General features: G+C 37.0%; 16 protein-coding genes. 10 read left to right on the top strand and 6 right to left on the bottom strand.

Going from position 1 to position 25038, the window contains the following annotated elements; all coding sequences use genetic code 11:
* Positions 1-58 precede the first annotated feature (58 nt).
* The 3 genes from BC008_RS14700 to BC008_RS14710 are packed head-to-tail and all read left to right on the top strand — an operon-like array spanning position 59 to position 1769.
* Entirely contained in the window at positions 59-1144 is a 1086-nt protein-coding gene (locus BC008_RS14700) for a TniB family NTP-binding protein (RefSeq protein ID WP_027845544.1), read from the top strand.
* Positions 1145-1164: 20 nt separating this feature from the next.
* Positions 1165-1383, top strand: a complete 219-nt coding sequence (locus BC008_RS14705; protein ID WP_027845545.1) for a hypothetical protein — start codon at positions 1165-1167, stop codon at positions 1381-1383.
* Complete coding sequence (locus BC008_RS14710; RefSeq protein ID WP_027845546.1) at positions 1380-1769, top strand: type II toxin-antitoxin system VapC family toxin; 390 nt, start codon at positions 1380-1382, stop codon at positions 1767-1769. Before BC008_RS14705 ends, BC008_RS14710 begins: the two co-directional genes overlap by 4 nt.
* Positions 1770-1814: 45 nt before the next feature.
* On the opposite strand, the gene BC008_RS50510 is transcribed toward BC008_RS14710, so the two are convergent.
* Positions 1815-2018 (bottom strand): hypothetical protein, encoded by a 204-nt coding sequence (locus BC008_RS50510; RefSeq protein ID WP_201026130.1) that lies wholly within the window; start codon positions 2016-2018, stop codon positions 1815-1817.
* Between the two features lie 309 nt (positions 2019-2327).
* On the opposite strand from BC008_RS50510, the gene BC008_RS14715 reads away from it, so the two are divergent.
* The gene (locus BC008_RS14715) at positions 2328-4328 is read left to right on the top strand and encodes an AAA family ATPase (protein ID WP_235595867.1); all 2001 of its coding nucleotides are present in this window, start codon (positions 2328-2330) and stop codon (positions 4326-4328) included.
* A 349-nt stretch (positions 4329-4677) separates the two neighbouring features.
* Positions 4678-8031 carry a two-partner secretion domain-containing protein gene (locus BC008_RS14720; protein ID WP_027845548.1) on the top strand — a complete coding sequence of 1118 codons (3354 nt, stop codon included), beginning with the start codon at positions 4678-4680 and terminating at the stop codon, positions 8029-8031.
* A gap of 301 nt (positions 8032-8332) precedes the next feature.
* Here the strand turns inward: BC008_RS14720 and BC008_RS14725 are convergent, their stop codons facing one another.
* From BC008_RS14725 to BC008_RS14745, 5 genes are all read right to left on the bottom strand, one after another.
* Positions 8333-8704 carry a hypothetical protein gene (locus BC008_RS14725; protein WP_058183637.1) on the bottom strand — a complete coding sequence of 124 codons (372 nt, stop codon included), beginning with the start codon at positions 8702-8704 and terminating at the stop codon, positions 8333-8335.
* A gap of 210 nt (positions 8705-8914) precedes the next feature.
* Complete coding sequence (locus BC008_RS14730) at positions 8915-9898, bottom strand: DUF928 domain-containing protein (protein WP_027846970.1); 984 nt, start codon at positions 9896-9898, stop codon at positions 8915-8917.
* Positions 9899-10178: 280 nt separating this feature from the next.
* On the bottom strand, positions 10179-12614 hold the full coding sequence (locus tag BC008_RS14735) for a CHASE2 domain-containing protein (protein WP_027844604.1): 2436 nt from the start codon (positions 12612-12614) through the stop codon (positions 10179-10181).
* Positions 12615-12704: 90 nt separating this feature from the next.
* Positions 12705-13628 (bottom strand): DUF1822 family protein, encoded by a 924-nt coding sequence (locus BC008_RS14740; protein WP_027844603.1) that lies wholly within the window; start codon positions 13626-13628, stop codon positions 12705-12707.
* Between the two features lie 126 nt (positions 13629-13754).
* Positions 13755-14621 carry a hypothetical protein gene (locus BC008_RS14745; protein WP_027844602.1) on the bottom strand — a complete coding sequence of 289 codons (867 nt, stop codon included), beginning with the start codon at positions 14619-14621 and terminating at the stop codon, positions 13755-13757.
* Positions 14622-15023: 402 nt separating this feature from the next.
* Between BC008_RS14745 and BC008_RS14750 the strand changes: the two genes are divergently transcribed.
* The 5 genes from BC008_RS14750 (at position 15024) to BC008_RS14775 (ending at position 24817) form a co-directional block, all read left to right on the top strand.
* Positions 15024-16937 carry a vanadium-dependent haloperoxidase gene (locus tag BC008_RS14750; protein WP_201026128.1) on the top strand — a complete coding sequence of 638 codons (1914 nt, stop codon included), beginning with the start codon at positions 15024-15026 and terminating at the stop codon, positions 16935-16937.
* A gap of 1055 nt (positions 16938-17992) precedes the next feature.
* The gene (locus tag BC008_RS14760) at positions 17993-19702 is read left to right on the top strand and encodes a 4Fe-4S binding protein (RefSeq protein ID WP_058183639.1); all 1710 of its coding nucleotides are present in this window, start codon (positions 17993-17995) and stop codon (positions 19700-19702) included.
* A gap of 111 nt (positions 19703-19813) precedes the next feature.
* Complete coding sequence (locus BC008_RS14765) at positions 19814-21286, top strand: FHA domain-containing protein (protein ID WP_201026129.1); 1473 nt, start codon at positions 19814-19816, stop codon at positions 21284-21286.
* Positions 21287-22786: 1500 nt separating this feature from the next.
* Positions 22787-23125 carry a hypothetical protein gene (locus BC008_RS14770; protein WP_027844600.1) on the top strand — a complete coding sequence of 113 codons (339 nt, stop codon included), beginning with the start codon at positions 22787-22789 and terminating at the stop codon, positions 23123-23125.
* Between the two features lie 180 nt (positions 23126-23305).
* A complete protein-coding gene (locus BC008_RS14775) occupies positions 23306-24817 on the top strand; it encodes a hydroxysqualene dehydroxylase (protein WP_027844599.1) in 1512 nt (503 codons plus the stop codon).
* The last annotated feature ends 221 nt before the right edge of the window (positions 24818-25038 follow it).

Raw genomic sequence — 25038 nt, forward strand, 5'->3', positions numbered from 1 at the left:
CAAATAGGATTGACTACCTTATAATTAACAACTGAATTGGTATAAAGAGATAAAGGTGATGGGTCGATCGCTGCGTGTTGCACAAGAATACATTCAACAAGTTAAATCAGCACTGCGTCGTAATGGCTATCCTAGTCAAAAGGCTTTTGCTACTGAAATCGGACTTTCCTTGTCCACGGTCAAAAATTTTCTCAGTGGTAAACCAGTTGATTACATTAATTTCGTGGAAATTAGCGAAAAATTGGGTCAAGACTGGCAAGAAATAGCAGACAAAGAAACAGAAATAAAAGCAAATAACAACCACATTGAGGAAGACTCACCCTTTGTAACCGGTCCCCCCATCACTCATCCCCGTCATTTCTTCGGACGACAAAAAGAACTGAAACGCCTATTTAATTTACTGAAGCGCCACCCCCTACAAAATGCTGCCATTATTGGTGAACGACGCATTGGTAAAACTTCTCTACTTCATTATCTGAAAAATATTACCACCACACCAGTAAAAGAATTACGCCCCAATCAAAAGTCTGACTGGCTACCGAATCCAGAAATATATCGATGGGTTTTTGTTGATTTTCAAGACCCACGCATGCAAAGTAAGGAAAGATTTTTAACCCACATTCTGGAAAATTTGCGGATGAAGACACCAGAACCGTGCGACTTAGATAACTTTATGGATGTGATGAGTGATAACTTACATAATCCCACAGTTATCTTACTGGATGAGATTGGTGTCGGATTGAAACGTTGTCTGGAATTGGACGATGAGTTTTGGGAAAGCTTGCGTTCTTTAGCAACTAACCATACAGGTGGAAATCTAGCGTTTATCTTAGCTACCCACGAATCACCCATTGAACTTGCTCATAGTACGGGACATAGTTCGCCATTTTTCAATATTTTTGGTTACACCGCAACATTGGGAGCCCTAAAAGAGGAAGAAGCGCGAGAATTAATAGCAAGTTCGCCGATTACCTTTGCAAATGATGATGTGGAGTGGATTATTGAGCAAAGTCAATGTGTACCCCTTGTATTGCAAATTCTCTGTCGAGAATGCTTGTTTCATTTAGAAGATGGGGATACCGATGATTGGCGTGAAGAAGGATTGCGACAAGTCGAACATTTCAATCATTTAAAATCGGGATAAAGGCTAAAAGAAGAATAATTATGAAAGCACACCGTATAGAAACAACTTTAACTGAAAACGGAACCTTGAACCTCAAGGATTTACCTTTTCAGGCTGGGGAACAAGTAGAAATTATCATTTTAGAAAATCCTAAACATCCCTCAGAATCAAATCTTTATCCTTTGCATGGTACAGTTATTCGCTATGACGATCCATTTGATCCTGCTGTGCCTTTAGAAGATTGGGAAATGCTGCAATGATAATACTTGATACCCATATTTGGATTTGGTGGGTTGATGATAATCAAAGATTAACTGAGAAGCATCGACAATGCATAGAAAAATACCAGTCCCAAGGTTTAGGGATTAGCATAATTTCTTGCTGGGAAGTTGCCAAATTAGTTGAGGTTGGAAGACTTTCTCTGTCAATTTCAGTTGACGAATGGTTAAAAGCAGCTTTGGCTTATCAAGGAGTGCAGCTACTTGAACTAACGATTCCAATAATTGTCGAATCAACTAAACTTACAGGTTTTCACCGCGACCCGGCTGATCAAATAATTGTCGCAACTGCAAGAATTCATGGATACCCATTATTAACTGCTGATGCAAAAATTCTTGCATACCCCAATGTCCAAACTCTCAATTAGGGTTTATTTGTTACATTAATTTCGTAATAGATAGCAATTTAAAAATTAATTAGGTGTAGAAAGCCTTTTAAAACCAGAAGTATAGCGTGAACGTAGATCGTGGTTTGTTAGCGCAGTATGACCGTAGGTCATCTTTTGACTTTTGAATTTTGACTTTTGACTTTCCCAATGAAATCCGCCATCGACTACTCCAAAATTTACACCGACGCACCCGAACCACACCCCAACCTCATACTGGGTAGTCTGCAACTACTTTTCTGGCTATTTTTTCGTCCTCAAGCTTGGAAAAATCACCTTAAGCGTATTGACCCGGCTTTGTATTATACATCCACAAATATACAATCAATACAATGGTGTAATCGTAAGGTGTGGAAACTACTGATACAAGTATATATCGTAACACCTGGAACAGCAGTATTTATAACAAGATTACTATTTTTAGGCTTACCATTAAATGACTTGGCTTACGGGGTGGCGGCGGTAAGCATAGTGTTCATGGCGGTCGGCGTGGCCACCAGCATGGCGGGAGGAGGTGAGGTGGTCGGTATGGCGGTTGGCGTGGCGGTCGGCGTGGTGCTCGGCATGGCGGGAGGCGTGGTGGTCGGCATGGCGGGAGGCGTGTTGCTCGGCATGGCGGGAGGTGTGGTGGTGGTCGGCATGGCGGTCGGCGTGGCAGTCAGCGTGGCGGGAAGCATGGCGGGAATGGTGGCGGGAAGCATCGCGGTAAACACGGCGGGAATGGTGGCGGGAAGCATCGCGGTAAGCACGGCGGAAGGCGTGGTGTTCAGCGTGGCGGAAGGCGTGGTGGTCGGCGTGGCGGTCGGCGTGGCGTTCGGCGTGGGTGCAACTATAAATTTATGGCGACCTGTGCTAACTTACCCCTTTCTGGTTTTATTCCATAACATACTCTATCGCCTTGACCAACGATTCACAGATCACCATTTAAGTTTTTTACACTTACATGCTTCATTTTGGGACGAATATCAATTAATACCATTGATTGGCTTGGATAAGCATTTAGTGCAAGTCATGGAGCAAAAACCAGATGAAGGACAAGTAGCTATTGATTATTTATTAAGTAATAGCCGTCAGCGCTGGGCTGTTCAAGCTGCACAAATTGAACTGGATGCACGAATGTTGGAAAGCTCTGAATCGGTTGAATTTATCCGTAAAGTTTACCACAAATTGGTAATTGGAGAGCTAGAAGGTAAAGCCAGCCCCATACTACGCATATTCACTCGCATCAGTGAATATGTAGATTCTGCTCTCAGTCAGCGTAGTAACTATAACCAGCGTTTAGCCCTTACAACTACTGCAGATCGATTAAATGCAAATTTACAGGATCTTACTCGCAGCAGTAACGAATATGCTCCCCGTTTTTACCCGATCGCTCAAAAATGGCATGAAATAATCACCAACTATGTAGAAGAGCTAGCAAAACAAGTTGAACTGCGCCAGGAAATTGACTCTCCTTACATTCTCGCCGTTCCCCTCACCCAAAAGCAAGAAATCTTCAGCGGACGCGATGACATCGGAAGTCGCATCGAACAACTAATCCTAGATCGCCGTCGCCCACCCCTGCTACTCTACGGACAACGCCGCATGGGTAAAACTTCCCTCCTCTACAACTTGGGAAAACTCCTACCCAACTCCATCATCCCTATGTTTGTGGACTTGCAAGGTGCACCTTCATCAGCAAATAACTACACAGGTTTTCTCTACAATCTCGCCAGGGGGATGATTACCTCAGCAAAAAAAGAAGCTGTTAATTTACCACCACTCACCCGCGAAACCTTAAAAGATGACCCCTTCACCTGCTTTGACGAATGGCTCGATCGCGTAGAAGAGGTACTAGAACAAAATACCGCTTTGTTGATGCTAGATGAATTCGAGGTACTTGACAGCGCAATTACTAAAGGACGATTTGACGAACAAGACGTATTGGGAATGTTACGTCACCTGATCCAACATCGTCCCCGCTTCAAAGTCATGCTGGCTGGCTCCCATACCATTGAAGAATATCAGCGTTGGGCTAGTTACTTAATTAACGTGCAAGTGGTGCATATCAGTTACTTGGAAGAAGAATCAGCCCGTCGATTAATTGAGCGTCCCGTAAAAGATTTTATGCTGCGCTACGAACCGGATACTGTAGAGCGCGTGTTAGAACTTACTCGCTGTCACCCCTTCTTAGTACAATTACTTTGTAGTGAAATCGTCGCCTATAAAAACGAACAAGACCCCTCAGTGCGACGATTAGCAACTTTAGCAGATGTGGAAGCAGCAGTTACGGAAGCCTTGGGTACTGGTAGTTTTTTCTTTGCTGATATTCAAAATAATCAAGTAAATGCGATGGGGCTTGATATTCTCAGGTTTATGGCTGCAAGAGGGGAAGGGGTAATTGTTAATAAAAATACTATATTACAAGAAATTCCTGGCGTGTTAGAAAGTGATTTTCAAAAGTTATTGCAACGGGAACTGATTGAAAAAATAGAGAATGAAGAAGAAGGAGATGGTTATCGCTTCCAAGTGGAGTTGATTCGGCGATGGTTTGCAAGATAAGTTTTGAGTTGTACTGGTGTTAGCCATAGTAGGTTAAAACCCACTACAAAGCTTACCCAGTCTGATTTATCAGACTTTTTCTATGAGCCTGGGAATTTATTCCAAGGCGTCTATGAAAATGATGTAAGTTGTTAGTTTAAACTAAATTTAACTATTATATTGAGACTTTCAGCAAGTTTTGTATGACTTTATCCAATAGTTTTTTTATAGTGCAAAATGTGAGCGTATAAATAAATTAACTTATCGCGATCGCTAAATTAACTTATCGCGATCGCTTAATGGATAGCTTGGGGAGCTTTGGGAGCGATCGCAACATTTTAATTTAGAAGCATTAAGTTAAAAAGAATTTATGGGTGCAAATTTTTATAGATCTAATAAATCTAAGATATCTACCAAATTTAGATTCTTTCAACATTCTAGCTATCAGATGCTGTTGGGAAGTTTATTCATAATTACCAGTAGTTTCACATTTGTTCCCAATCGGGTATCTGCTCAAATTATCCCCGACGGAACTCTACCCAATAATTCCCGCGTTACACAGCAAGGAAACACCACAAAAATCGAAGGTGGAACGCAAGCTGGAGGTAATTTATTCCATAGCTTCCAAGAATTTTCTATTCCTAATGGAAGTTCGGCTTATTTTAACAATGCTGGAAATATTCAAAATATTATTAACCGAGTTACTGGAGATTCTGTATCCAATATTGATGGTTTAATTCGTGCAAATGGTACAGCAAACTTATTTTTGATTAATCCCAATGGAATTGTATTTGGGAATAATGTCAGACTAGATATTGGTGGTTCCTTTATTGGAAGTACAGCTGACAGTTTGGAATTTGCTGACGATCGCTTTTTTAGTGCGAGGGATACTAGTAACTCTTCACCTCCACTTCTGACAATGACTACTCCCACCGGTTTACAGTTTGGTCGGGGTCGTCGTAGGGGAGCGATCGCCAATCAGGGAAACCTGGAAGTTAAACCGGGACAAAACCTAACTTTGGTTGGTACTAATTTTACTAATACTGGAAATTTAACAACTAATGGCGGACAAATCTCTCTTGCTGCTGTTCCGGGGGAAGGTTTTGCAAGTTTGGGAGATTTTGGAGAACTGCAAAATGTGGAGTACCAATTTCTAGGTCGCGATCTAGAAATTGGAAATATTATCAACCAAGGAAGAATCGATGCTTCCAATACCCAAATAGGAAAACAAGGTGGTAGGGTACTTGTTTTGGGAGAAAGAATTGGTTTATTTGCAAACTCCTCCATCGATGTTTCTGGTGATGTAGGTGGTGGTGAGGTCAGAATTGGAAATGATGGGAAATATCCCAAGGGTATGAAAGCAAATGCAACCTATGTAGCCCCAGAAGCAAGAATTACAGCAGATGCTTTAACTAGAGGTGACGGGGGACAGATATCGATTTTCTCGAGAAATTCCAACCGTGTTTACGGAAGCTTGAGCGCTAAAGCAGGATCGAACTCTGGTAATGGTGGTTTAATTCAGACATCAAGCCAAAATTTTCTCGACACCAAAGGTATTGAAGCAGATGCTAGTGCTAACAATGGTTTAGCTGGTACTTGGTTGTTAGAAACCCCAAATGTTGATATTTCTGGTGTAGACGAAGAAACAGGTTTTCCTTTAAGCAGCAACGATCCAAATATTTTTATCCCTGAGACTGACACAGTTGCAGTAAGCATTCAGGATATTGAAAACCAAATCAACACCGGAACTAGTTTTACTGCGATCGCAAATGGAATTGCAACTCAAGAAGGAAATATTCAAAAAGGAAATATAAAAGTAAGTGGTGATTTTGCAATCAATATTACTAAAACGGTTGATTTTACCTTACAAGCAAATAATAGTATCGAAATTGAAGGACTTAATCTATCATCTAATAATTCTCCTCTGAGCATATTTCTCAGAAGTGAAAACTTAAAAACTGAAAACTTAAGAAATAAAAATAAGACTTATAGAGGAGGAAACATCAGTCTTAAAAATGTGGATATCAATAAAATCAGTGGAAGCTTTAGTGTTAATGCTGCAAATTATTTTCATGCAGAAGAAATAGGGATAAACGTCGATAACACCATAGCTAGAATAGCCAAACCTTTTTCTATCAGTGCTTCTAATACATCACTGCGCAGAATTAATATTATAACTAATAACAACAGCAATTCCAATCAAAGTCAAGGGTCTTCAATATTTATGAATGCTGACTCTTTAGAATTAAAAGGTGGAAGAATTTTAAGTGGTACCACTAACAATGGTGAATCGGGAAACATAAATATTGATGTTGATATACTTTCAGTTAAGAATGCAGTTATAACTAGTGATACTTCTTCGAGTGGTAATGGAGGAACGGTAAATATTAAAGCAGATACCGTTGAAATTGAAAGTGGTTCCATTGGTAGTAGAACATTTGGTAATGGTGATGCTGGAGGAATTAATATCGATGTAAATACAGTTTCATTTTTTAATGGAGGAGCCCTTGAAACATTAACTAGAAATACTGGGAATGCTGGAAATATTAATGTCAATGCAACCGAAAATATTACTATTAAAAATAGAAGTGGTTGGAATAGTAAAACATTTGGAAGCGGTAATGCTGGTAATATCAGCGTCAAGACTAAGTCATTATTAGTAGAAAATAGTGGAATTGGTTCTGGTGTTGATGGTAATAATAATAAAGGAAATGCTGGATCGATTAATATTGATACTGACTCTACTTTTTTACTCAATAGTGGAATTACAAGTGGAACAGAAGCTAAAGTCAATGCAGGGAATATAACTCTACGGACTCATTCATTGGTATTAGAAAATAGTGGTATTACTACTAATGCAGATAATCCTAACATTCCAGTAAATGGAGGAAGTATAAATATTAATGCTGATTCTATTTTTTTGCGAAATGGTGGTATTAGATCTCAAACTATATTTGGAGACGGTGGAAATATCACATTGAATATAAGAGATTTTCTATTGTTACGCAATGGTCAGCAGATTTCTACAGCAGCAGGTACCGAAGGAACTGGGGGAAATGGTGGTAACATCACTATTAATATCCCCGATGGTTTTATTATTGCTGCTCCAAATCAAAACAGCGATATTACGGCGAATGCTTTCAACGGCAAAGGTGGTAAAGTCAGAATTAATGTCGCAGGTATCTTTGGTATGATACCTCGTACTCGGGAAGAGTTAGCAGAATTACTAAATACCAACGATCCAAATCAATTGGATCCAAGTCAACTATCAACCAATGACATTACAGCCATTTCACAGCAAAACCCTTCTTTAGATGGCACGATAGAAATTGATACTCTAGACCCAGAACCGAAAAGTGATTTAATCAACTTACCATCGGAACCAGTCGATACAAGGATTGCTCAAGGTTGCAGTACTCCTAATTACGCCCGAAGTAGTTTTACTATTGTTGGGCGCGGTGGTTTACCAGTAAATCCCAAAGATGTTCTGAATAGCAACTCAGTGGAAGTCGGTTGGGCTAGCATTAAACCAATAAACCAAAAAAAACCCAATTTATCTGATGCAGATCTCAAAAGCGAAGCATCCCCAAACAAAATAGAAAACATCATCGAAGCAACTCAATGGTATTACAACGATAAAGGAGAAGTAGTTTTAACTGCTGATTCATCGAATGCAAATTCTAGTAATAATTGGCTAACATCTACTATTTGCAATCGTTTTTGAAGAATTTATTTGAAATAATATCACGTCCGGTAAAACACTTGTAATAAGGTTCGTAGTAGCGCTTTAGCGCAATAGACAAACATTCGCGCTAAAGCGCTACTACAAACATATTTTTTCATAAGTAATTAAGTGGACATCGTATAACTTGTTTGAAATAACTTGTTGGAAATAAACTGTTTAAATTGAGCGGAGAGTTTGCAGTCTGCGGTGACGTAATTAAGTAAGAACATTAAACTCAGAACACAACTCTCCTGTTTGTGGTGCAGATAGTTGCGCAGTCACTATCTTCTTGTATGTGTTTTTATTTTATTCTATTGAATTGCAACTCTCCACGACCCGAAAAATTAAGCGATATCGTATTACGATTAATAACATTATAGACTGCGGTATATTCCCTACCAGCATATATGCCATGTACAACGACACTCCCACTACGAACTTCATAGGTATTTTTTTCTGCAGGACCTCCGCTTCCGCAAAATGAGATTGATTTTTCGAATGTTATCTCTTTACAGGGAAAGTAGACAGCTAATGGATTTTTAGAATCAACTTCCCAGGTACCGATAAGTGGATTGGGTTCCAAATCTTCTCGAGTTTCGAAAGGTGAATTGAGTGGGAAACAACCCGAAAATGCCACCGAAAGCACTCCAATAACAAATAGCTTTCGTATCATCTTTACACCTTGTACTGGTCGCTCAGCTATATATTATGTTACACCACCCATTTTGTTATGTTACATGTCTCGTTGCAGAGCGAGGATAAATATCTATATTAGCAACGGCTTTATTAGCCACGGCTTTGCACCATAAAGTTATTCAGCATTGGCTACAACAAACCCCGTGTACCAACAGATTAAAAGCACCTGTTAAGAAATAAACTCATTTTAATTATGCGTAGCGCTATGATTTGGCGAACAACAACTAATAATAGGTACTTTTGATATCTTTTCTAAACCAACAGATTGCAGAAGTTGTACCCAAATATAGTTTTGCGCATTAGTATTATTTAAAGTTGCTAAAGTATTGATTGTCTCATACCAAATTCCATTTTGTGCATATAATATCGCTTTTTGTTGTGCCGATATATTTTCGTTTAATTGAGCTTGAAGCTGAGAAGTAATTGCTTCCCGTTTTACCCATCCTTGAGCAAAATCTTTTTGCAATCGTATCTTAGGCTTGCATAAGCGATCAATAAATAAATAGTATTGGTACCACTGATTGATTTCTAAATTTGGTGCATTCGCAGGAAGAGAAAAGCTGATAATTCCTGGTGCGTCAGTTAATTTTATATTACTTTCATAAATCGTTTTATTGTTTCTATTTCGCAAAGAAAACTTAGCACTTTTAACAGACTCAATGTGATGGGGAATATAAAACCAAAATGTCGGGTGTGTTTTCGTAGTTATTCCCCAACGTAGTTCAGTATTTTCAGTCCCTTTAGTCACAGGTACTACTGGAGAAAAGGGTATTTCTGATGCAATCAAACAACCTCGCTTTCCTGCGGGTCTAGTTCCACGGGGTGTCCCTTGGCGTTGGGGTTGTCTAAAATAGATAAATTTTCTCGTCGGTTTAACTGGCGTAGTTCTGGGTAATTTTCTTGTGGGTTGATTAAAAGGTAATCTTTCCCATAAAGGTTTTTTATTAGGTTTAGTTTTTCTAGGTTTAGATTGGTCGGTCGATTCTTGAAAATTTAATCTTTGTTTTGAATGTAACGATTTGTTTGAATATACTTTTTTATCTGAATATATTTTTCGATTCAAATTTAATGTTTCTTTTGCAACCGCTGATGTTGGGATAAAACTCAATACTGTTAGATTAATGATGAATAAAATTTTCCAGTGTTGATGTTGTAATTGCTTTTTAAACATAATAAATTTATCGGCTTGTGAAAAAAATATATAAAAAATGAAAGCTTCCGATCTAAAGCCTTTATAATATTTACGAAATATCTTACTAAACTAATTTTTTATAAAAAGCTAAAATTAGTATTTATCCTTTTTTATATTAAAAAATTACCAATTACCAATTACCAATTACCAATTACCTATTACCTATTACCTATCACCAATTACCTATTACCTATCACCAATTACCTATTACCTATCACCAATTACCTATTACCTATCACCAATTACCAATTACCAATTACTAATTACCTATCTTAAATTTATGAGATTTTGAATAGGTTGCTGAAACGATTTGCGCGATCGCAAATGTCAATACTGATGGAACAATAGGTAACCAAATACCTTGTATAAATGAAACAAAACTAACTCCATAGATAATAGTAACCCCAACTCCTCCTAACAGCAATAAGAGTGAAAAGGAATCAAAACGCCACCCAATAGTCCCTCCGAACGCAGCGAAAATCGACACAAATATAAATTCCCCCCACAATGGTAAAGGTGATAGCAAAGGTCTTCCATCCAATACCGTACTCAAGATTTGACTAATCATTTGAGCGTGAAGTATTACCCCAGGCATATACCTTTGGGAAGAATTGAGAATTTCACTATAGGGAGTGAGAAAATCGTCTCCAGAAGTCGGGGTTATTACCCCAATTAAAATAATTCTATCTTTGATAAATTCTGGCTTAAGCTTGTCTCTGAGTACTTCTGTAAGCGTGACAACCTCCACAATATCATTGGGAGAACGGTAGGAACGGTAATTCAATAAAATTTGATTTCCCCAAGTGTCAGCTTTTTGGTATCCACCAGCATTTTCCCGTAGAGATTGCAAAACAACTTTTCCTAATCGCCAGTTTTCTTCCTTTACCTCAAGTGCAATACCTTTATTATTTAAGTAATGTAATGCTAATTGAGAACTGAGTCCCCAGGTTGTCGGACAAGCAGAATAATGAGGTGCATGCATTGATAATAAATGGCGACGTAAAACACCATCAGAATCAGCCAAAACATTACTAAAACCGAGATGCTGTTCTAATATTTCCGGTGGTGGAGCAACACCCTTTGACTTCGATTTTGATTCACCTACATGACATGTACTGAATAAAGGAACCTCCTTGACAGCATTGTTAAGTAAACGTTCCTTTAGTTCTATTTGCTTTGAATCTATGGGAAAATCACGAAAAATATCTAATCCAATCGCTTGGGGTTTATGAGGTTCCAATTTATCTAATAATTTTGCTAATGCTTCATCCGATAAAGAACCTTTGCGTTGTTTCTGTTCTGGAAGCTGAAAATCTTCTTCTGTAATTCCAACCACCAAAATTCGCCCATCCGGTCCTTCATCGGGACGCGATCGCATTAATTGGTCGTAAGCTTGCAGTTCCCATTTTTGCAGTATTCCAAGATGACGCAAACCCATGACACTCAGGGTAACCAAACAAATCAATAAGATAGATGCAATTAGTTCTCTCCCACCAAAAGGTGTAGATGTTTTGGACTGAGACCAACTCATCGGTATTTCAGCTGGATTTTGACAAATAACTGGTAACCAAGTTGCGCAAGGATACTCATCTTCTAAACTTTCCAGTCTCTCTCTAGCCAAACGTACTGCTGTATATAATGATTTTTCTCGAGAAAATTCAGTTAAGAAATGTCGCAAAAATTCTTGTGCGACAAAATCGGGTACTGCTTCGCGCATCACGATCACTTGGGGAATATTTAAATCCTCCAAATATGACGCTAAAGCTAAACCGTCACAGGAATTAAAAATAGCTAACCTTAAACCATTTTTTATCGCCGTTTTCAGAGCGTTTCTTAACTTATCCAAACCAATTGTCTGGGTTCGATTAATTTGAATAGTTCCCTTTTCTTCACTGGAACTATGTCCAGCAAAAAACAGGATATCCCAGCCCCGTTCCCAAAGTTGTTCGTTTAATTGTCTCGCTTCTGGTTCTACCAAAAACTCAATTTTTGCTTTACCTGATAGTTGTTCTAAGAAAGTTCGATCTCGTTCGAGATTAAGTCCTTCCCCGTTTCCTTGAATTGCTAAAACCTTGATTTTTTTGTCTTTTTTTTTACTGGATTTTTTACTTGTCCTTTGGAAATCTAGTAAACTTAAAGCAACTTCTGTATAGGGATAATCTTCAAAAAAGTTCCATAAATGCCAAGGAAGGCGGCGTAATAAATCGTCATTTGTTTGGATAATTAATCTAATCTCGTCATCTGGATCTAAATATCTGCGTAGTTTTCGATCTATGAGACGAAACTCTTCAGAATTTAACCAATTATTGATCAATACTTGGAAGTGATCGCATAACTGACGAAACTCAACCTCAGAAACCTGAACTACATCTTCTTCTTCTAGTTCAAAATCATCATCTATAAAATTACCATCTCTAGAATTACCATTTTTAGCATTACTATCTTGAGCACTACGAACTGTCAAACTATTATCAGTTGAATTTATAATCCCTCGGCTTAAATTGAAACATTGATTTAAAGCTTCATATAGAAACTTCCAACGCCGATACAAAATAGGAATTTCTGGAATAGCAGGTAAAGCAGCATGAAATTTCATTGGATATGAATCGCTGTCCAACCATAATTCTGCACTGACTGTAGTAAATCCATTTTCCAAATCACCTTGTACTAAGCTTAAAACCACGAGCTTAGACATTCTTACCACCATAGCGAGAATTAAATTTTAAACGTTATATTTCAAACTGTAAATCCCAAAGTTTAGATGTAAAAGTTTAGATGTCAAAGTTTAGATTTCAAACTTCTCAGTCCAACTAAATCGGTCGAGAATAATTTTAATGTGAAAGCATTTACCTATTTTCGATTTAAACCTTTTTAACTGGATATAATTATCTTGATTTCTTGCTTCTACTTGTTGAATATTATCCCCTGATTCCGATTGCATTACAAGTTTTACATGGGGTGGTAAGTATAATTTATCTCCAACAGAATGTAGTTGAATGCGAATTCCAACTTTCTCTTCTTCTTCTGGAGTAATTGCTACTAATAATGCTACTGGCTGAGAGCCCAATTCTATACCCAAGTCTATGAGTTTTGCACCTTTAATACTTGATTTACTAGCAATTCTAGCAGTATTTCTAAACGTCAGTTGTAATTCTGGGGGGCTGGAAAGTTCTTCTACTTTTTGCCAATCAGCGACAAATTTATTTTCGAACCATTGAATCAAATTAACCGGAGATTGAAGTTGCTTTAAGTATTCTGGTAATTCACAAATATTTCTTAATCTGGTAATAGGAATATCTTCAATAGATGCCTTTTCTAAAAACCCTAATAGTTTTGCTTCTCTCAGACTTTGATTTAACTCAACAATCACACACCCAACTCTCTCAGACCAAATTTCTGCAGGGAGACGAACAAATGAAGCATGTGGAGAAACAGGAATACATTCTAATTTGCCATAATATTTTAATTTCAGATCGGCAACATTCATTAAGGTTTGCATTACTGGATTCCAACTATCACTTGATGTTAAATCAGTTTCAATGCCCAGAGATTCTAAATAAAAGTTAACAATATATACTGCTACCGTATTACGGGAAACCTGTTCAATTTTCTGAGCATGGGATTGATGACGTTGAAAATCCTCAGCTATTGCATAAGCTTGGGAAGATATGGGAAAACTTAAATTTAATATACCGTTGTGGCAACTCATCGCTAATATAATTCCTTTTTGATTACATTCTTTTTGATTACATTCTTTATGTAAGTTTAGCTTCGTAATTTTAATTTTTTTAATTTGTATGATTTGATTTTTATAATTTGATTTGTATACATAATTTTAGTCGTGTAAGTATTTTTCGAAGATTGGCATAAATTTTTTAATACTACGATTATAAAATGTGTATAAACTTTGCTGTGGAACTCCTAATTTTTCTGATATTTTTCTCATAGATAGTCCTTCTAAACTAAGAAGAGCTATTGTCCGAAAATTAATTTTTTGGTGTTTTTTCATGCAAGTATTCTGAAAAATTTTTTCTGGGTCTTCATCAATCAATTCTCTAATTATTTCCGCAAATGGTGCTTCTTCAGATGGAGCAGATATACTTTCATAATTATCTTCATCTAGTAGAATAATTTGGTATTCTTTACTGATTTTATGAGATTGAATGTCAATATTCCTAAAATAAGAGCGTTTAATTATGTAAGACATACTGGAATTAATCCAAACCATAAATTTGCTATACTCATTATTATCATCTACTCTATTTGCCTCAAACTTATCTATTTTTAAACATATAAATCGCCATAGCTCAGTTAAAGAATCAGCAGAAATATCCTCATAAGTTTGTAAATCAACTTTATACATTTGGGGCTTTTTTAACCTTCCACATATAATGATGGCATTAAAAAGTTGGGTAAGAGCTTCAAGTTTATTTGGGTTATGAAGTGGTAAGTCAACAAACTGTTGAGCATTAATCGCTAACTTATCAATTCTTTGGTAAACAGCTTTTTTTAAAAAAAAATCTAATGAACGTATCCGAGATTGCAATTGACTTTTGTTATAGTCGTCTTCCTCAACATGACATAATAATTCCAGACGCGCTTCATCATAGATCTCTTGATAGATACAGGGTATTTGAACTTTTATCTCACGACAAAGTTTATGCGATCGCACAATGACATCGACTGGATAAACTGAAACCATAGCTTGAGTCCTGTCTTCAAGACCTTATATTGTGTATTCAAATCTTCAAAAGGAAAATTATGTAAACAAAATTATATTTCAGTAAAGAAATATTTACATAAACATATGCTGTTGCATCACAATACACACATAGAGAGATAATAACTCTGATGAGATAATAAACTTAGGCAAAATCTGAAACCAACGACACACTGAATAATTGAAACTTAAAACCTACTTTTAGTTTTCAAATAAAGCCTGAGGTATTGAAAAAATAAACTCAAATCATGACGTTATTTATACGTCATCAATATCTACCACCGATCTCTAGTTAAATGTAAATTCTAATACTCGTGAATGGAAAAAATTTGAGAACCTTGCTTTGGTTTTTATTTTACTCTGCCAACTTGAAGGATAAGTACAATGGACAACACAATGAGTAACGAACACTCTTTAGGACAAGAAAGTTTACCTGTGGAATCTCTTGATGAAGCTAAAGAAGCACAAGATATAAAGCCGGGTATTAATTATAACAATGCTCCAACTTTGATAGTGGATCCAAAAACTCAATTGATAACAGTTAGTGACCCTTCGCCAACTATTTCTGTATTTTGGGATCGAGTGGTTCAACAAGCTGTAATTGAGGCTTCACCGGGTCCCACCGTTGCATCTCGTGCTTATGCAATGATCCATACAGCTATCTTTGATGCTTGGGCTGCTTACGATCCTAAAGCCATATCAACTCAACTCTCTGATGACTTGCAACGCCCTTCATCAGAGATTACTGAAGCTAACAAAATAGAGGCGATGAGTTATGGAGCTTATCGGGTTTTGAGAGACCTTTTTCCCGATCAAATAGAGATATTTGAAAATTCAATGCTCGAACTAGGTTTCGATCCACACAACAATACTACAGATATCACTACTGCTGCTGGTATCGGTAATGTTTCTGCAGCTGCATTATTAGACTTTCGCCGTCAAGATGGTTCAAATCAGCTTGGAGATAATCCGAATGGAATTCTCGGAGTTCCATATTCCGACAACAGTAATTATCAAGCAGTTAATAGCCCCGATGAAATAGTTGATATTGAGCGTTGGACTCCAGAAAGGGTACCAATTAATGCTGAACCAGGGGAAGAAAAAAGGATTCAACAATTTCTTACACCCCAGTGGGGAGATATTGAACCTTTTGCTTTGGAATCTGGCGAGCAATTCCGACCAGAAGCACCAGAGCCATTTCTGTTAGTGGATGGCTCTGTAAATTTAGAGGATAAGACAATTACCCTCGAAGATGGTTTCACAGTAAAAATTGATAAAAGTCTCATTGGAACGATTATTAATCCCGAATTTATTGCTCAAGTAGAAGAAGTTGTTGATATCAGTGCCAATTTAACTGACGAGCAGAAGTTAATTGCAGAGTTCTGGGAAGATGGTTCTGGAACTTCATTTCCTCCCGGTACCTCCATGACCTTTGGACAATTTGTTTCAGCTCGGGACAATAATAACTTAGATGAAGACGCTCAACTATTTTTCAGTTTGGGAAATGCTGTATTCGATGCAGGTATTGCCACATGGGACGCCAAAAGGTTTTATGACTATACTCGTCCAGTCAGAGCAGTACGGGAGCTTGGTAAATTAGGACTAATAGGGGAATTTAGCGAAGAAAAAGGTGGTTTTGTAATTGATGCATGGCAACCGGGACAAGGAACTCAGACAATTTTGGCGACTGAATTTCTGACATATCAAACTCCTGGTAGCGATCCTTCTCCACCATTTGCTGAGTACACTTCCGGTCACAGTAGCTTTAGTGCAGCAGGTGCAACCATTCTGGAATTATTTACCGGAAGTGATGAATTTGGTGCTTCTGTTAGTTTTAAACCTGGCGAATCGCGTTTTGAACCAGATATTACACCTTCAGAAACAGTTATTTTACAGTGGGATACTTTTAGTAAAGCTGCAGATGAATCTGGGATTTCTCGACTTTATGGGGGAATCCATTTTACTGAAGGAGATTTGAACGGGCGAAAGTTAGGAGAAGAAATTGCTCAGAGTGTTTGGGAAAAAACTCAGTTTTTCATCAATGGTGGAGAAATCAATGGTGGAGAAGTAGATGAATTAATTAATCCTGCTAATGCTGAAAATCTAACACTCCACAATAGTTATTTTAGCAACAGTGAAGACATTATATCCTTGGATATTGATCGCACTACTTTAATTGGAAATATTGAGTCTAGTAATTTTGGACTCCCTAGTAGTTATCCCCTGGAAAACCCGAATTTTGTTGGAGTTTTTGAAGGTAGTGTGGATATCTTAAATGTAGGTAATTTGGAAGTGTGAGGAAATTTATTGGCAGCTTAGGTGTAATTTTTGCATAAGTATCAAGACATAAAACCTACATCAATAGTGTAGATCGCCTAATAGTAGTGCATAGCACATGAGAGCACAAGCTTGATTGAAATAAACAAGTTCAAGATCTGTATAGGTTACTCATCCCTACTTCTGTATTTATAAATAAGACAAAGAAAAGAAGTTAAAGGTAAAAAGGAGAAGACAAGAGTCAAGATAAGTACAAACAAATCAAAAAATTATCTCTGACTTTTGTCTTTTTTGATATGTAATCAAAAATAACTTCTAAGAACAAATACTATAAATAGTCTTACGTGAGGATATGTGATGATTTTAAGCCAAATTCATTATCTTCTTATAAGTTTCATTCAAGTTTTCTCTAGTAATCAATTTTCCTGAAGTGTTTGCAGCAGTTGCAATATTAATTTGGGTGTATAGAGTTTTATGTGTAGAGATATTCAATTGCTGGAAATTTACACGAATTATAGTTTTTAGATTAAGGTTTACTACTCTCATAGAATCAGGTAAATAAGCCCTTAAGCTTTACATACTGTTGCAGTACAGCATGTTTTACGCCCAATTTCATATCAGTACAAAAACTATATTTCGAGTTAATGGAAATAATCAAATAGATTCAAATAATTTCAACATTTGAAATTATTCAATTATTTGTATTCGTATGTAATTAGTCGCTCTCAAAAAGTATTATTGACTTTCTATATTTAAGGTATTAGCTCATATTTCTGAGGTTTTGTCAACAAAGAATAAAATAATTAAAATCCTTAGGTTTTGCTTAAATTATTCAGGAATGGGAGACAAACAATTTGAAGGAAATAGTAAGAATTACGTAGATGAAACGACAAAGCCAAAAACTCTAATTTAATGTGTTCGAATCTATGTATTCAAATCTATGTATTTAAATCTATGTATTCAAATCTATGTACTCAAATCTATGTACTCAAATCTATGTATCGAACTTAATGTCTATTAATAACTAATTATTCATTATTGATAAAGAAAATTTTTGTAAAGGAGGTTGAAAGACAATGCTGAGTAAGGCTTCTGAAAAAACAATGCACGCTATTAGATGGGTGCTTGTAATCGGATGGACGCTGTTAATTGTCTCACTATTTTACGATCCCATAAGCCAGTATTTAACGGAACCCAGCAACTTGTTGTCTCCATTACGTGACTTACAGTTAAGTGACGATCCACCAATAAAGGTTTTCGTCCAAGGAAAAGAATTAATACAAAATGCTTATCCAATTGGAGCGAGAATTTTTTGGGGTATGGTTGTACCCAGTGCAGTCATGATCGTACTAGTTTTCGGACACGAAACTTGGCGACGTATTTGTCCTTTATATTTCTTCTCCCAAATCCCTCGTGCTTTAGGTTTGAAATCTAAACTAGATATCAGCCAGAATAAATGGCTAACTCGCAATCATCTGTACGTACAATTTGCTTACTTATTTGTTGGTTTAAATTTTAGAATTTTATTCATTAACTCTACAAGATGGGCTTTAGCCTCATGGTTTCTGCTTTCAATTTTCTCTGCAATCTTAATAGTCTTTCTCTATGGTGGTCGTAGTTGGTGTCATTACGTCTGTCCATTTGGACTTGTCCAAACTGTTTTTACCGGTCCTGCTGGTTTATTAGGAAGCGACGCTTCTTCTGCACCTCCGAGAAGCATTACCCAGTCCATGTGTCGAGAAATAGACAAAAAAACAGCTAAAGAGAAAAGTGCTTGTGTGGCTTGTAAATCCAATTGTATGGATATAAATGCAGAAAATTCCTACTGGAGTGACCTAAAAAAACCCGGGCGCAGATTTATACAGTACGGCTATCTTGGACTAGCTATTGGTTATTTTGTTTACTACGGATTGTATGCTGGCAATTTTGATTATTATTTTTCCGGTGCTTGGACCCATGAAGAAAATCAGTTAGGAACTTTGTTTGACCCAGGTTTCTATATATTCGAGCGGGCAATTAATATACCTAAAATCCTTGCAGTTCCTTTAACTTTAGGATTCTTTGTCATCGCCGTTTATTTGCTGTGCAGCAAATTAGAGAAAGTATATCGTGCTCATCTTAGAAGACGTCATCCTAACATAAGTTCCGAGCAAGTATTGCACAGATCTCTTTCTATTTGCACCTTCATCGCTTTCAATGCTTTTTTCATCTATGGTGGTCGTCCGGAACTTCTACGCTTTCCTTCCGAAGTGAACTTAGTATTTAACGGCTTTGTAATCCTAGTTAGTACTTTGTGGTTGGCTAAAACTTGGGGACGTAGTTCTGAGCAGTACCAAAGAGATACTCTAATTTACAGTTTTCGTCGTCAACTCAAAAAATTACCAATTGATATTTCCCGCTTTTTAAAAGGTCGTTCTCTTGATGACCTGACATCCAATGAATTATTTATCCTGACTGCTGTTTTACCTCAATTTCAACGTCGAGACCGCTTGCAAGTCTATAAAGAAATATTGCGGGAAACTTTGACCCAAGGAAATATAACTCCTCAAAACACCTTTGAAGTTCTTAGAGAGTTACGTCAGCAACTAGCGTTAAATGATGATGAACACTACAGTGTATTGTCCAATCTAACTCAAGAAGAACCATCGACTGTTTATCCGGTACCTTCCCAGCAAGTAACAACAGTCCTAAGACCCAAAAAACTTTCAGACTCGCCCAAAAAGGTACAAGCAACCCCAGCAAAAACAGAAATCAGAGCGAAACGACGCCCTCCGAAAAATAACTAATAGCAGCCAAAAGTAGCCCAAATCTCAGGTTTGAGTCTTAAAAATAACGAATAGCTCCCAATCAATCAAAACCCCCTTGCGCTTGTCAATCCAACTGGAGTTCAAATAATTATGAAAATTACAGCTTTTAATCATTTAACCGGAGCCTTAGAAGAAAAAATATTTTCCTCAAAAACAGAAATCTTACAACGATGTGTAATTGGAAGACATCCCAGTTGTGACTTAATTCTCAACAGTCCAGAAATCAGTCGGGTCCATGGTATTATCCTGGCTCATCAGGGAAATCACTGCTTTATCGATCTGGCTAGTACCGATGGTTCTCGCATCAATAATCAAGAAGTTGAATTCAACCAAGAATATTCTTTAAAAGCCGGTGATGCGATCCGAATTGGCGATTTTATTCTTTTATTTGAAGAAATCAACGATGAATCGAAACCTTACTGGTTCCTAAAACCACAAGAAACCAGTAGTCCCAAACAAGTAACTATTGGTAGTGAAGTTCAACCTATATTTCGTTGTTCTCAAATCATAGATGAAACCCATGATGTAAAAACATTTCGCTTAGTTTCTTCTCAATCTACGGTATTTGATGACTACAAACCCGGTCAGTTTGTCACCCTAGATTTAGAAATTAACGGTCAGCAAGTAAAACGTTCTTACTCAATTTCTTCTAGTCCTTCACGTCCCCATGCTTTGGAAATAACTGTTAAGCGGGTTCCCTCAACTTCAGAGGTATCTAATATTCCCCCTGGTTTGGTTTCTAACTGGTTACACGATAACTTCAAGGTTGGTTCCTTAGTAAAAATCAGCCCACCAATGGGTAAGTTTACTTGTTTTGAACATCCCAACGAAAAATTTTTGTTTATCTCTGCTGGTAGTGGTATCACACCAATGATGTCGATGTCTCGATGGTTATGTGATGTAAAACCAGATGCTGATGTTATATTTGTTCATAGTGCGAAAACAGTAAGGGATATTATTTTCCGCCAAGAATTAGAGTTGATGGCGTCAAGGTACCCGAATTTTAAATTAGCTATTACTTTAACTGGTACTCATCATCCAACTTGGTCGGGTTATAGCGGTAGGCTAAATAATTTAATGCTACAAGCGATCGCACCCGATTTCAAAGAACGTCTTGTGTATGTTTGTGGTTCTGATGGATTTAGAAATGGTGTGAAAACAACCCTTGAAGGAATGAGATTCCCGATGTCTTCCTACCATGAAGAAAGTTTTGGCTCCAACAAACGAAGAAAATCTTTACCATCACCAAAACCAGAAATCCATAGACAATCGGAATTTTCTCCGCAAGATACCCATATAGCTGCCACTTCCTCAAATACTGATGTTGTAGTTTTTACTAAATCTCAAAAGGAAGTAATTTGCGAACCAGAAGAAACTATTTTAGAAGCGGCTCAAAGGGAAGGTATTAGATTACCCTATGGATGTCAGATGGGAGCTTGCGGTCAATGCAAGTTACATAAAGTGTCTGGAGAAGTTGTTTATGAAGAAGATTCTGATTGTGAAAATGATTTTGTTCTAACCTGCGTTGCTAAAGCTGCTGGACGTGTAACAATTGAAGGCTAGATTTACACAAGGTTATTATTACATAATGATATGTAACTAAAAATACTCTTATTTCTTTTACTTCTTCACTAAAATGCTTAAGCGTAACAAAGTATACTAATCATTAGTGCTACAGATAGAGCCTCTACAAACTTATCACTAGATCGATTTCGATCCTAATAATAAGAGATAAGAGGCTCTTATTATAGTGCTGTGTACAATGAAAAAAGACCATGCCCATAGGATGTTAAAGTCCAGCTACAAGAAACGAGAGGTTTTTTGGAGTGTAAGCACAGCAAAATTTTAATATTTACTTATATGTCTCAGGATTCATTAATGTCCTGAGCCAATTACTTATTTCTACAAATTTAGGTTAAGCTCTTTGGTTTCTTTAAATAAATTAATCAAATAGACAGATTAATTTATTAAATAGATTACTTTTAAATAAATTCTATGAAATTAGAGCACGTTTTAAATTTTTAGAACATAAATTTTTAGAACATAAATTTTTAGAACATAACTTTTGCAACAAAAACTTGTGCGATAAAAATATTACAGCACATATTTCTTAAGAACAGTCAAATTTGATAAAGAAAGTAGTATGTAAAATGAATAAAATATCGACCGCGTAAAATATTTTGTTATAAAAAGCGTTAATGCATGCTATGCTTTGAGTCTTGAGTTTTTGTTTGCATCTTCCCCCATAGCTACTTCCTAAGTGAAAATAAGTTATTTTTGATCGTTTTCAGTCGCATTGACAACAAACGCATTCGTAAAGTTATTTTCTATATTAGGCATGCATCTATTATCCAGCTCTATTGCAAATACACCTTAAGCCGTAGTAAATTCTATTTCTGAATCTTTTCTACCCCAGACATACTATAAATTTGAAGTGTGCTAGCAATTAGATAAGAGCAAAGTGTTTTGCTACTTACGTTTTCATGGAAATTTTCTATCTACTTGACCAGGGTGAGAATGTCTTTATTGGGTGTAATGAAACGCCCTACATCAAATACTTAGTTTTGGGAAAAATCATTTCCTTTCTACCAGCAGTACAAACTAAGCAAGAAATTAGCAGATAGACTTTGTAGGTATTTCGCCGAATAATGTATTTACCTACAACATAGTTTGCTTCTTATGCGTATGTTTTCAATTTTTATTTGAAAGTATATTTTCGCTTTTGAATTGTGAATTTTTCTTTAGGGTCTACTATGTATGATTTTTTTACTCGATATCAGACCGAGTCTATTTTTCTTTTTGCATATAAAAATATCTTATGGATTACTCTCCAAGCGTACTCACGATTTTTGGAGCTTTTAAGGGCGATCGCAATATCAATTGACGATTGCTTAACGTTAGTCTCAACACAGTGTATTCAACCAATACTGGGTAAGTCCTATGACTATTTATCAAGCAAACCTACTTACCAATATTGGTGTTTTAAATAACTTATAGTCAGAATGACGAAGAAAATTCAAATAGTACGATGAAAGATTGAATATAGTTTAAACACTTGAGTCGATGAATATTATCACAGAAAATTTCGAGCTCAAGCAGCACATCTCAAAATTACCATTACCGCAGCAAAGGGCTCTTCTATCTTGGTTAGGAACGCAAATCGCTAAAAGAGAATTGGAGGAAGAATTTGATATCCCTACAAAGCCAAGACGAGAGGTTTTAGAGATTAAGCGGGTTGGTAAATTTGCGTACCAGCTTGAGGCATTTGAATGTAGTAATAAGTACTGTTGGTGTAAAAAGCCATCAGGTAAGAAACATACTGCATGGTACGGCTATCAGTGGCGTAAAGATAGGGTTGTTTCTTGGTATATCGGCAAGCGTTTAATTGAGGAGGAATATTAGTTTATTATCGGTAATTTAAGCATTTCAACCAAGCGATTCTTATGCTTGGTTGATATACTGCTTAATCTCAAAAAGTCACAACATAGGGAATAAAAGGTATAAAAAGTATATGAGGAGTGTAATAATACAGATGATATAGTCTTTGCTGCAACTAACAACAAACAAAATCAGGAGGCAGAAATGTCAGAAGCGTTACGGCAAAAAAAAATTGTTGTTGTTGGTGCTGGTTGGGCTGGATTAGGGGCAACCTACCACTTAGCAAAACAGGGTTATCAAGTAACACTTCTGGAAGCAGGTTCCTACCCTGGCGGGTTAGTAGCAGGTTGGAAAACTAAGGGTGGACGTTCGACAGAAGCGGGGATTCATGGTTTTTGGTATCCCTACAGAAATATTTTCGCTTTAATTAACGAATTGGGAATTAACCCTTTCACTACTTGGACTCGTTCTTCACAATATTCTCCCATCGGTTTAGAAGCAGAATCACCTATTTTTCAGGATTTACCTCGGTTACCAACACCTCTTGGAACTTTTGTATACACCCAATTCCAACGTTTGCCCTTAGTTGATCGTCTTAGCGCTCTACCTTTACTTTACGCTGTTATTGATTTTGATAATTCAGATGCGGCATGGCGACGTTATGACTTTGTTACAGCAAGGGAATTATTCAAACAATTTGGTGTGTCGCAAAGACTATATAAAGAATCTTTTGAACCTATGTTGCTGGTCGGTTTATTCGCACCAGGAGAACAATGTTCCGCAGCAGCTACTTTGGGAATGCTTTACTTTTTTATCCTTGCTCATCAAGCAGATTTTGATGTTGTTTGGTGTAGAGGAACTGTTGGGGAAAAAATCTTCCGTCCTTGGACAGAAAAAATTGAACAAGCCGGAGGAAAAATCCTAACAAATCGACGAGTTACCGATTTAATCAGCGATAGTAACAACCAAATCACAGGTGTTGTCTGTGGTGATGAAGTTTTTACTGCGGATGCAGCGATTTTCGCAGTTGGTATTAATGGGATGAAAAAAATTGTCTCGGGTAGTCCCGTTTTGCAAAGCCGAGCAGAATTTCGGAATTTAAGTAATTTAGGGGGAATAGATGTTTTAGCAACTCGTCTGTGGTTCGATCGCAAAATTAATATTCCCCGTCCTTCCAATGCTTGTTTTGGTTTTGATTCCACTACCGGATGGACATTTTTTGATTTAAATGCTTTGCATGATGAATATAAAGATGAACCAGAGACAGTTGTAGAAGTAGATTTTTACCACGCCAATCAATTCATTGCCTTGGAAGATAAAGAAATTATTTCAATAGTTCATAATTATTTAACAACATGTGTTCCTGCTTTCAGGGAAGCAAAAGTTATTGACAGTAGTGTTATTCGTTTACCACAAGCAGTTACTCATTTTGCTCCTGGTAGTTATAGTCATATGCTTCCAGCTAAAACTAGTTTTTCTAACTTATTTATGAGTGGTGATTGGATTATTAATCGTCATGGTTCTTGGTCCCAGGAAAAAGCTTATGTTACCGGTTTAGAAGCTGCAAACCTAGCGATCGAGTATTTACAAGAAGGAGTGCCGGCTAACATTTTACCAGTGGAAGAAGACGAAGGACATATTCAAGTCGCCAGACGAATTAATCAAACTGTGCGCGAGGTGGGTAAATCAGTGTTACCTAATTTTTGGCTTCCCTAGTTTGATTTTTGCTATTGTTGATTTTTATTTCAAATTTAAATTTAATTATTATTTTGAATTTGATTTGTGTTGGTAGCTGGGAGATTGAGTTACTTAACTCGATTGGTGATTGCCCCAGAATAAAATAATACTAAGAGCGTCTTGATTGCCCATTTTTTAGAAATTAGTTTGTGTTTGGGGGAGCATAGAATAGAAATCCTACAAGAGTTTATAGGCTGGAT

Origin of the sequence: Mastigocoleus testarum BC008 (genome assembly GCF_001456025.1) — a bacterium.
Taxonomy (GTDB): domain Bacteria; phylum Cyanobacteriota; class Cyanobacteriia; order Cyanobacteriales; family Nostocaceae; genus Mastigocoleus; species Mastigocoleus testarum.